6 protein-coding genes and 1 pseudogene are annotated in these 11,489 nt (G+C 45.4%); 4 read left to right on the forward strand and 3 right to left on the reverse strand.

Features of this window, described 5'->3' with window-relative positions:
* The first annotated feature begins 791 nt into the window (after positions 1-791).
* A pseudogene (locus QT979_RS27650) lies at positions 792-1,864 on the forward strand (ISKra4 family transposase).
* A gap of 224 nt (positions 1,865-2,088) precedes the next feature.
* On the opposite strand, the gene crtO reads toward QT979_RS27650, so the two are convergent.
* Positions 2,089-3,786: a beta-carotene ketolase CrtO gene (gene crtO / locus QT979_RS27655; protein WP_333312253.1), complete on the reverse strand. Its 1,698-nt coding sequence runs from the start codon at positions 3,784-3,786 to the stop codon at positions 2,089-2,091.
* Between the two features lie 431 nt (positions 3,787-4,217).
* Complete coding sequence (locus QT979_RS27660; protein WP_333312255.1) at positions 4,218-5,318, reverse strand: tetratricopeptide repeat protein; 1,101 nt, start codon at positions 5,316-5,318, stop codon at positions 4,218-4,220.
* 150 nt (positions 5,319-5,468) lie between these two features.
* Between QT979_RS27660 and QT979_RS27665 the strand changes: the two genes are divergently transcribed.
* Both QT979_RS27665 and QT979_RS27670 read left to right on the forward strand, forming a co-directional pair.
* Entirely contained in the window at positions 5,469-5,795 is a 327-nt protein-coding gene (locus tag QT979_RS27665) for a YbjQ family protein (RefSeq protein ID WP_006634531.1), read from the forward strand.
* 269 nt (positions 5,796-6,064) lie between these two features.
* Positions 6,065-6,688 (forward strand): hypothetical protein, encoded by a 624-nt coding sequence (locus QT979_RS27670; protein WP_333216668.1) that lies wholly within the window; start codon positions 6,065-6,067, stop codon positions 6,686-6,688.
* 250 nt (positions 6,689-6,938) lie between these two features.
* On the opposite strand, the gene metH is transcribed toward QT979_RS27670, so the two are convergent.
* Positions 6,939-10,490 carry a methionine synthase gene (gene metH / locus QT979_RS27675; RefSeq protein WP_333312254.1) on the reverse strand — a complete coding sequence of 1,184 codons (3,552 nt, stop codon included), beginning with the start codon at positions 10,488-10,490 and terminating at the stop codon, positions 6,939-6,941.
* Between the two features lie 178 nt (positions 10,491-10,668).
* Here metH and QT979_RS27680 point away from each other — a divergent pair, with 178 nt between their 5' ends.
* Entirely contained in the window at positions 10,669-11,076 is a 408-nt protein-coding gene (locus QT979_RS27680) for a hypothetical protein (protein ID WP_333216664.1), read from the forward strand.
* Positions 11,077-11,489 lie beyond the last annotated feature (413 nt).

Here is an 11,489-nt window from a genome sequence, read left to right on the forward strand (position 1 = left end):
TTTGAAAATTACAAAAATAGATGTTTGCTTACTTGGCATTTTAACTGTTAGTTTAGCATACCAAGTAAGGAAGAACCTAAAATAGTAATTGCTCAACCCCCTTGACAAGAAGACAAGATAGACATTAGATCAAGGGATGGAAAAACTCCCCGACTTAAAGCAACTATCGAACGAGGCAAAAGAAGCCTTGATAGTAGAGCTATGGCCAGAAATCCAAAAACTTAGCGCAGCATTAGCCACATACGAACCAAAACCAGGCTCATCTCCCAAAAAACCTAGCCAAAATTCCAGCACTCCACCATCCTCATGATTCAAGCCAAACATTAAGCCATAGAAAATTGAGGGGATAAAAAGACAAAGAAGCCTAGCAAGAGCAGGAGGGGGAAGACAGCTACATCCTGAACCCGACCAAACAATCATCGCCCAACTCAAAAATTGTCCCCAGTGTGGAGAGAAACTCACCGCCGCCGCACAAAAATTGCAATCCCTCTACGAAAAAACCGAACTACCCCCAATTCGCCCCATAGTCACCCGAATCGAACGTTATGATGGTCAGTGTGCCTGCTGTCAGACCGAATATGTTGCACCTGTACCATTGGGAATGGAACCAGGTTCACCGTTTGGCCGTTCAATTCAAAGCTCGCGTCACATATCTTCGTTACACTCATGCCATCAGCTACGAACCGCTGTCGTCGATATTTGGCGGGTGCATCTCACTTTGCCAAATGTGTCAAAAAAGAGAGAAAATGAAAAAGCTAGTAAAATCGTTAAATAAAGATGAGACAAATAAAATGACACCATCAGACCAACAACAGCTAAAAGCCCACTTAAAAGCGGTAGCAGAAATTTTTTACAGAAATACAGATCCAACCGAGTTAAAAAGTTTTAAAAGTATAGAAAAAACCCTGCGAAGCGAAAATGTTAGAAGAAGTCGGCCCAGAACTAGGTAGCTTTTTTTTCATCAGTATCAGGAATTAAAACAGGAAAGCCCCGAAAAATAAAATCAATAATCGGCTCGCTCGACATTACAGATAATCAGGCAAAATATTTTGGCTTAAAAGCTTACAGTCAATTTAGTCCACTCATGGAAACTTGCTGTCTTTTAATCGGCGCTAATGAATCTTATCAAATGGCAGAAAAAGATTTGGAAAAATTTACGGGAATCAAAATTTCTCACAGTACATTACAAAGATTAGTCAATCGACAAGAATTTGAATTACCTACATCTCAACAAGGAGTCAAAAAAATTACATTGGATGGCGGTAAAGTTAGACTACGCAACGAAACCAAGGGCGAGAGCTGTTACTGGAAAGACTATAAAGCCCTGTGTTTAGATAATGTTTATTCGGCAGCCTTTTTTCAAAATAATCAAGATTTAATTGATGGGACTAATAGCCAAAAATTACTACACCCTATGTATTGTCTAGGAGATGGTCATGCCGGGATTTGGAACATATTTAAAGAAATTGGAGACAATGAACAAAGACAAGAAATCTTAGATTGGTATCATCTCAAAGAAAATCTCTACAAGGTAGGGGGGTTCAATAAAAGAACTAAAATTAGTAGAAAATATGTTATGGCAAGGCAAACTTGATGAAGTTATAAATTTATTTAAAGACTTTAAAGATCGAGCATTTAAAATAAAACGTTTTGTAATTATTTAGAGACCCATCGCTGTCGAATAGTCAATTACCAATACTACAAAGAAGAATCCATAAGTTCGATTGGTTCGGGAACAATTGAATCAATAATTAAACGCATTGGATTAAGGGTGAAAATATCGGGAGCGCAATGGAAGATTGAGAACGTTTCGTCTATCCTTTCTCTTCGCTGTGCTTATCTCAACGGTCAACTTTCAATTTGATGTATTTGCTAAACTGAGATGCACCCTAAAATTACTCTCCCTAATGGAAATTTGCAACTAACCCTAATGGAAACATTAATCAAACTTACACATAGGGGCATAGAAACCGGGTATTTTACGACAATAATTGGTTGTGACCCTCTGATTCGGTAAAAAACCCGGTTTCTTCGATGGGAGTGCGTAAGTCCTGAGTAAATCAATAAGGGCAGGCAGTGCCAGTCCTCTTACTTCTCATTACTCCGAAATACCGACTTACCCTTCGCTTTCAGAGTATTAGCCGCATCTGCTAAAGTCTGCGCGAAAGGCTGCTGCGAGTGCATGAAAACGCGAGCGGTGTTGCGTCCCGGCATCCCCGAAATTGAGCCACCCGGATGCGTTCCCGCCCCCGTGAGGAACAAACCATCGATCGGCGTTTTGTAATTCGCCAACTCCGGCAAAGGACGGAAAAATATCATCTGATCTAGCGTCATATCAACGTGATAATAATTCCCTTTCAAAGCCCCCAAACGCTCTCCCAATTCTGCCGGACTTTCCACGTGGCGCCCTATAATTGAATTTTTGATATTTGGCGCGTATTCTGCTAATTTATCAATGCAGCGATCGGCAACTTTGTTTTTCAGCTCATCCGTCCAACCCGTACCGTGTTGACCGGTTCCTTCAGCATTTTCGATCATGTAAGGAGCAAAAAATTCAATCCAAGCCGTATGATGTCCGGGGGGAGCCATTGACGGGTCTAGTACCGTCGGAAACACTACATACATCGATGGGTCAGAGTCGGGAATTCTGCCGATTGAAGGTTCGCTGTGAGAAATTTCAACGTGTCTCACCGAATCTGCAATTAAAACCGAACCGATTAAATATTCGTCCCGATGATTCCAGCGATCAAACTTGGGCATTTGATTGAGAGCTAAGTCTATTTTGAGAATAGTCTCGTTGTTGTTAACAATTTTGCGCTCCAATCTTTCCCGCAAATCCGGGTCGGCACTGTCAACATCGCTGGAGTCCATTAAGTGCAGAAACAAGCGCTTAGCATCAATATTAGAAATGACACCTTTTGTAGCGCGGTATTCCGTGCCGTTGGCCACTCGAACTCCCACAGCGCGACCATCATCAACTAATATTTTCTCGACGTGCTGGTCGGTAAGTACCACACCTGAATAGCTTTTAACTAAATTGAGCAGCGCTTGCACTAATGCACCGGTTCCTCCGCGCGGTCTTGCCATGCCGGGATTGTGTCTCATTGCCAGCATAATTGCACCTACAGCAAGGGTTTTTTGCGAAGGAGGCGCGCCGAGCTCTGCGGCGAATCTTGCTAGGGGTGCTTTGATAAATTCCTCGTCAAACCACTCGTTGAGAAGGTCTTCAGCGCTGGTGAGCATCGTGCGAATAAAGTCCAGCGTTTTGTCGGGTGAACCGATGACGGACAATAAATCTTTGATCTTTGAAATATCGTAGTTGCCCAGAATATCTATGATGGATTTTGGTGGCGCATTAAACATCGGAACCATTGCCCCTAAAGCCCGCTGCCAAAAGTCTGTATATTCGGCATATTTTTTAGCGTCGCGCTCGTTATAGCGGGCAATTTCAGCACAAGTTTTTTCAACGGATTTGTGCGCTAAGAAATATTTACCGTCGGGATGTGGACAAAAGGCCACTGGATCGCAGAAAAGATATTCTAAACCGTATTTTTCCAGTTCTAGTTCTTCTACAACTGGCCCTAAATGGATAAATTCGTGGTCGATCGCGCAAAGATTGAATTTAAAATCCGGCAATTCGGGAATGGCAGCTTCAGTAGTTGCCGCGCCGCCGGGAACTGAACGTTTTTCTAACAAGAGGACTGTATATCCAGCTTTCAGCAGATAAGACGCACAGACGAGTCCGTTGTGACCTGCGCCTATGATAATGACATCATACGTTTGCATAGATGAAGTTCTAGGGAGAGGATATTTTGCTTATTTTACAAATGTTAACAACTTTGCCGTCTCTACCAATAGAAATAGATTCATTGTCAATAAGCCTTTTTAGCATATTACAAAAGATGGAGCTTTGACAAAATGCTGTTGTGCGATCGCCCTTATTTCTTCTTAAACTTACAGAGCGATCGCCCTTCTCCAATCGCGCCAATATTGTACTCTATTTAGCCACATTTATCTGCATTCAATTAAAAACTTAAGCAAACGAAGTAAGAAGGAAGAAGGAACAGGAAAGGGGCCTAGGCAATAGGGAATAGAAACAGTTTTGAGATTGCTTCTTTCCTTGCAACAAGGCGGGTTGAAGGAGTTAAGCCCTAGGAAAATTACTTACTCCACACTCAAAACTGCTAGCCAATTACCTATTAGTACATTGAGAAATATTACTTCAGTTCCCGCAATGCCGCCTCAGCTTTTTGTGCACCATCATTGTTGCCTTGCTGGCGGTAAGTGTCGAGGGCTTGTTGAAAAGCTTCAATTGCTTCGGATTTGCGATCGCGCGCTTTGAGTGCCTTGCCCATATTGTAATAAGCTTCTGCCCGGTTTGGATCAAGCTTAATCACTCGCCGAAAAGTAGTAATCGCTCCTGAAAAATCTTGTTTTTCCAGTTGAATTTTCCCCATTCCTGCGTGTGCTTCCACTAAATTAGGTCGCACCTCAATAGCCCGCTGATAAGCTATAAGCGCTCCGTCGAAGTCGTTTTGAGCCTGGAGAAGTTCGCCAATTTCTAGCTGCACTTCTGGATTCCGGGGTTCCAATTTGGCAGCTTCTTCAAAAGCTGCTAGCCCTTCGGAAGTATAGCCGGCACGCAGCAAAGCAGTGCCTAATTTTAACTGGACACCTGCTTGTTTGGGAGCGAGTTCGGCTGCTTGTTGGAGGACGGTGACAGCACTGGCAAAACTTCCCTGCTGGATCAATACTAAACCCATTGAAGAATAAGCTTGCCAATTTTTTGGATCGAGGGCGATCGCCTCTTGGTATGCTTTAAAAGAACCGCTGTAATCTTTTTGCTGAAAGAGTACCACTCCGAGACCGATTCGGGCATTGACATTTTTGCGATCGAGCACAGCGGCGCGGCGGTAAGCTGTGGCTGCTGCGGGATAGTTTTGTAAATTCGCCATAGCATATCCTAATGCGTATTGGAAGTCAGCATTATTCGGATCGAGACCGATCGCTTGTTGGTAAAATTCTACTGAGGCTTGATAGTTGCCCTGACGCGCTTCTAAATAGCCAATACCCGAAAAAATGCGGGGGTTTTCCGTATCTAAACGCGCCGCTTCTTGATAAATGGCGATCGCCCTAGTGTAGTCTCCTGAATCTACAAACTCGCGCCCTTGTCGCAGCAGATCATCTAAATTTGAATTATTTTGAGGGTTGACTTGAACGGATATTTCTGCTGAGAGCGCTATCTGCGGCGCTGCGACAGCGAATCCTGCTACTAGCAACGTACTGAATACCAAGAGACTTTGTTTGTGCACGGCCATGTGTTTCAAAGAGTATGTGGAATGGAAGAGCGAGTAGCTGTCTGCTTGGCAAGCTGACAACTTATGATTTACCAGGAATGTTTGAGTGGCGAGATGTAGTAAATCTACAGAACAAGACCCACTCAAAATTTTCGCGATTGAGGCCAACTGATGATTGTAACAACAACTGATATCATCCAAGGAGCAGAAATTCAATCTTACCTGGGAATTGTAACTGCTGAGGTTGTCTACGGCACCAATGCCCTGCGAGATTTCTTCGCGGGCATTCGCGACATCATCGGCGGGCGCACCGGCAGTTACGAGGAAGTGTTTCTCAAAGGACAGCGAGATGCCCTCGCGGAACTGGAAAAACGGGCCCAGCGCCTCGGCGCCAATGCCGTAATCGGGGTGGAAGTTGACACCGGCACGATTAATGTAGACTCAAACGGGGCTTTGCTGCTGATTACTGCCGTTGGAACGGCTGTAAGATTGCGTTAAGCTGTTTTTTCTGTATACGTCCGCCTTTTCTGTATACATCCGGGAAGCTTTCCAACGGGATAAAATAGTTATCAGCCATCAGTCATCAGTCATCAGTCATTAGCTAATAGCGGGTGGCTGGGGGCGGATGACTTTTTCGTTTCTTTCTTCAGACATAGATACTGGTTATTTCCCCAGGCAGATATAGTTTCTATCAATCTCAGCCACAATCAATGCTTAAGTGAAAGATTGTTAAAAATTAAAGCAAATCTCAGAGGAAAAAAAAATCTATGTCATACGTAAATAGACCTGTAGATAACGTTGGTACCGAACCCGTGGTCGTAAATTCAGTGATGGAATACCACGATCGAGTACGTTGGGGCCCGATTTTTTCTGGTTTGGTAATTGCGATCGGCACACAACTGGTATTAAGTGCATTGGGCGCTGCGATCGGGTTGAGCAACATTGCTGGTTCAGGAGCTCCGCGCACTATTGCCGGGGACGTGGGTACCGGCGTGGGAATTTGGTCAATTATTAGTTTGTTAATTAGCTTGGCCGTTGGCGGTTGGGTAACTGCTCGCGCTTGCGGCCCGATGAACCGCAACACAGCGCTTTTAAATGGAGCAATTTTGTGGGCAACGACCTTAACAATTGGCTCTTGGCTGTTAGCAAATGGCGTGGCCGGCACTTTTGGCGTAATAGCTGCGAATGCGGGAGAAGCAATTAATCAAGCACAGCAGGGCGGGGTCGATTTGCCGAACCGAGCACCTAACGTATCTGCTCAGGATACTCGAAATATTGCTGGTAATGCTGCAAAAGCTGGTTGGTCCTTCTTGTTCGGCTCACTATTGGGTTTAGTTGCTTCGATGGTAGGAGCATCTGCCGGCGCGCGCACTCCCCGGAATTACTCGTAAAAGTTTCGTCAGACACGGAAAGTTTATATTCAGGAAAGCACTTTTGTTAAGGTGCTTTTTTATTGCTTTAATTCGGAAACTATTTTTGTATTGTTGGCAGGTTATACCTGAAAACGCATTTTTTGAGGCTCGGCACCCCGGTTTTTAAAGGGATGCTCTGCCTCCCGATCTTTGTTCCCAGGCAGAGCCTGGGAACGAGAATAATGAACGATCAAAGCGAGAGAAAGGTGCTTATAGCGTACCCTACGAATTAAGCGCTGAAGTATTTGGCGGCTGGGTGATAGGTGATAATTGCCGTTGTTGATTGTTCGGGATAAAGTTGTTCGCTTTCATCCATGTAGAGGTTGATACGATCGCACTTTAACAATTCCAGTTGCTTGTACTGATCCGCCATGTTCGGACAAGCGGGATAGCCGAAACTGTACCGCGAACCGCGATATCTTTGTGCTAGCATATCGCGAATGCTGTCGGGTTCTTCGCTACCAAATCCCAATTCCCGGCGAATTCGCGCGTGAGTCCATTCTGCGATTGCTTCCGCTGTCTGTACCGCTAACCCGTGAAAGTAGAGATAGTCGGTATATTGATTGTTAGCAAATAGCTTTTGCGCGTACTCTGTAGCAATTTCTCCCACTGTCGCTACTTGCATCGGAAATACATCGATTTTTCCCGATTCTTTGGGTGCAAAGAAGTCGGCAATGCACAGCCGTCGCGCCGATTTTTGCCGGGGAAATGTGAATGTTGCAGCGGGTGTCGATACATCTTGCCCGCCCTCCATAATTTCTGGATCGTACAAATGCAAAGAATTACCTTCAGCTTGACAGGGAAAATACCCGTAAATTGCTTGCGGCTGCAGTAAATTTTCGGTGATAATTTTGTGTTTCCACTCTTCCAATATGGGATAAACTTTCTCAGCTAAGAAAGCATCGTATTCTTCCCGCGATTGGTCTTTTGGCTTGCGGAACTGCCACTGACCGGCAACTAAAGCTTGCAAATCTAAGTGCCAGAAAATCTCCTCAAAGGGGATGTCTTCTCCCTGCAACAGTTTTGTTCCCCAGAAAGGAGGAGTCGGGCGATCAATATCTGCTGCAACTGCTTCGGATCGCCTGGTATCTATCACCACAGGAGTGTCTGCTTTCTTGGCATCTTCTCCAGAAGTTTCGGGCGCAGCTTTAGCTTCTTTAGCCGCCCCATTCTCCTGCCCTATTTCATCTAAAAATCCTTGCAAATCTTCCCATTTACCCGCAGATTTTGCAGGCATGAGTTTGTCCATAAAGTGCAAGTCAGAAAACGCATCTTTGCCGTAAACGACTTTACCTTTGTAGGTATTTTGGCAGTCTTCATGTACAAATTTGGGAGTCAAAGCCGCGCCGCCCAAAATTACCGGAACGGTAATTCCTTTCTGGTTGAATACTTCCAGATTTTCTTTCATAAATGCGGTGGATTTTACCAGCAAGCCACTCATGGCAATACAGTCGGCTTTGTGCTTCTCGTAGGCTTCGATAATATTGTCAACTGACTGTTTAATACCCAAGTTAATCACTCGGTAGCCGTTGTTTGATAGGATAATATCAACCAAGTTTTTGCCGATGTCGTGAACGTCGCCTTTGACAGTAGCGATGATAAATGTTCCTTTGGCGTTGTCCCCGGATTCGGACTTTTCCATGTACGGTTCTAAATAGGCAACTGCCGCTTTCATGGTTTCTGCTGACTGCAATACAAATGGCAGTTGCATTTGTCCCGAACCGAACAATTCTCCGACTACTTTCATGCCGTCTAGCAAGAAGGTATTGATAATGTGGAGAGGCGGATAGGTTTCTAATGCTTTGGCGAGTTGGATATCTAGCCCAATGCGTTCGCCGTCGATGATGTGCTGCTTGAGACGTTCTTCTACCGGGAGGCTTGCGTCTTCTGTCCGATCGCGCTTTGTGGTTTTGCCCGCAAACACCGTTGTCAGCTCGCCCAAGGGGTCATAAACGCAAATATCGCCGTCAAACTCCCGTTCGTCGTAAATCAGTTTACGGCAGATTTCTTGGTGTTTGGGGTCGATTTTGGCGATCGGCAAAATCTTATTCGGGCTGACAATTGCCGAGTCCATCCCCGCCTGCATCGCTTCGTGCAAAAACATGGAATTCAAGACTTGCCGCGCCGCCGGATTCAACCCGAAGGAAATGTTAGAAACTCCTAAAATTACGTGACATCCTGGCAATTCTTGGCGGATGCGGCGGATCGATTCGATGGTAGCTTTCCCGTTTTTTCTGTCTTCTTCAATCCCGGTAGAAATTGGCAATGCTAGGGTATCAAAAAAGATTTCCTCGGGGGGAATTCCGTAGGCGACGGCGGCGTTATAGGCGCGCTGGGCGATCGCAAATTTTTGGTCGGCTGTTCTGGCCATCCCGTCTTCGTCAATTGTACCAATAACTATGCCCGCGCCGTATTTTTTCGCCAACTCTAAAACTTGATAAAAACGCGGTTCTCCGTCTTCGTAGTTAGTGGAATTCAGCAAACATTTGCCGCCCGCAACTTTTAAGCCTGCTTCCATCTTTTCCCATTCTGTGGAATCCAGCATTAAAGGGAGAGTTGCATTAGTCACAACGCGGGAAACTAATTCTTTCATGTCGCGCACGCCGTCGCGGCCGACATAATCAACGTTAACATCGAGAATGTGCGCGCCTTCTCGCACTTGTTCCCTGGCCATTGCTACTAAACCGTCCCAGTCTTCGGCGTTTAGCAAATCGCGGCATTTTTTGGAACCGCTGGCGTTGAGTCTTTCGCCGACAATTAAGAAGGAATTCTCTTGTTCGTAGGGTTGGGCGGTGTAAATTGAAGCGGCGGAAGGTTCCCAAGTAAATTCGCGGATTTTGGGTTTAAGAGTTTTGCCAATTTCTGATAGTTCGCGGATGTGATCGTAGCGGGTGCCGCAGCAGCCACCGATGACTTGCACGCCTAAGTCTTCGACAAAGCGCATCAAGGCCATCTTTAATTCTATTGGCGTGAGTTTGTAGTGCGCGTGCCCGCCGATGTTTTCGGGTAAACCGGCGTTGGGAACGCAGGAAACGACGAAGGGCGAATGTTCGGAAAGGTATTTGACGTGTTCGGCCATGCGATCGGGCCCGGTGGCGCAGTTGAGGCCTAAAATGTCGATCGGGTACGGCTGCAAAATGGCTAGGGCGGCGCTGATGTCGGAACCGACTAACATTGTGCCGGTGGCTTCCATTGTGACTGATACCATTAACGGAATGCGCGCACCTTTTTTCTTAAATACTTCTTCAATGGCATTTAATGCTGATTTAATTTGCAGCACATCTTGACAAGTTTCGACAATAAATAAGTCAACGCCGCCGTCATAAAGTCCTTCTGCTTGTTCGGCAAAAGCGGCGGTGAGCGTGTCAAAATCAATGTGTCCTAATGTTGGCAATTTGGTGCCTGGCCCGATCGATCCTGCGACAAATCGAGGTTTTTCTGGCGTGGAAAATTCGGCGGCGATACCCTTGGCGAGTTCGGCGGCAGTTTTGTTGAGATAATATGCTTTGTCTGCCAAATCGTATTCGGCGAGAACGATGGAAGCAGCGCCAAAGGTGTCTGTTTCGATGACATCGGCCCCTGCTTCGAGGAATCCCCGGTGCACGTTGGCGACTGCTTCCGGCTTGGTGTGGACGAGATATTCGTTGCAGCCTTCGTATTCTTTGCCGCCAAAGTCTTCTGCGGTGAGGTTTTGGACTTGCAGGTTGGTTCCCATCGCGCCGTCGAAGACGATGACGGGGCGCGAGGGGTGGTGGAGGCGATCGAGGAATCTGCTATTCATAAGCGGTCAAAAAAAACGCAGGTGCTATATATTTACAATTTTATCTATTGTGCAATATTGTCAACAATTATGTGACTGTTGGCAAATGGCTAATGACCATGCCGATTTGAGATTTGGGATTTGGGATTTTGGATAAAAAAACCAGCCCCCGGATTCATTCCGACGCGCAGGTTGACTGATGGGGACAATCCCCAATCTCAAATCAGATGACAATAGTTCGATCGTACCTGTAAGTGTGCGGGAAATGTCCGATTATTTCGAGGATGCTGTTGTGCGTGGAGATTTGGGGGAGAAGCGGGTGATTATCGGCTGCGAGGGGTTTTTCCGCTTAACTGTTGAGGAATTTTGCCAAAATGCGATCGAAATAATTAAACGATTGATATTAAAGGGCGATCGAATTTTCTGCTATCTCGTAGTTATGCTGATAAGTACGATCGCGATCGCTACTCCTGGCACTTGCCATTGTTTGAGTGTTTCTTCTACGAATAGACGGAATTCGCTCAGATCCCATTGGTTTTTCATCAGAAGTCTCCTTCCAAATTCCACGATTTTATCAATGAGTATCGAAAAGCATGGGTTAGTTTGAAAGCAGCGAGTTGCTTTTTGTTAATTGGTTCAAGACTATAATCGATAACTCCAGCTAACTCCACCATCTGTTTTTCTACACTTTTTGCCCTCACTAAAGATACGCCCAGAACTAGCGAAGCTAATATGAGCTTAAAAAAACGACCTGGTATTTGCAACAAGGTCGAGTTGATTAATAGAGATCGTCTATACAAGCGCTATCATCCCAGGAATTGGTAAAGCTGATTGTCTATACCAACACCAACCAAAGTTCCATCTTCCATCGTAGCAACACTAAGTAGGTTGCCTCCCTCTCCTACAAGCTGCCATCGAGCTGCAAATGTTGCTACTCCCTTCCCAGGGTAAACGCATCTAAATTAATTTGACAAACACCTAAATTTGTGCACTACTAAATAACTAAAAAAACCTTCTAAA

The organism is Microcoleus sp. w2-18bC1 (genome assembly GCF_036700365.1).
Lineage (GTDB): Bacteria > Cyanobacteriota > Cyanobacteriia > Cyanobacteriales > Microcoleaceae > Microcoleus.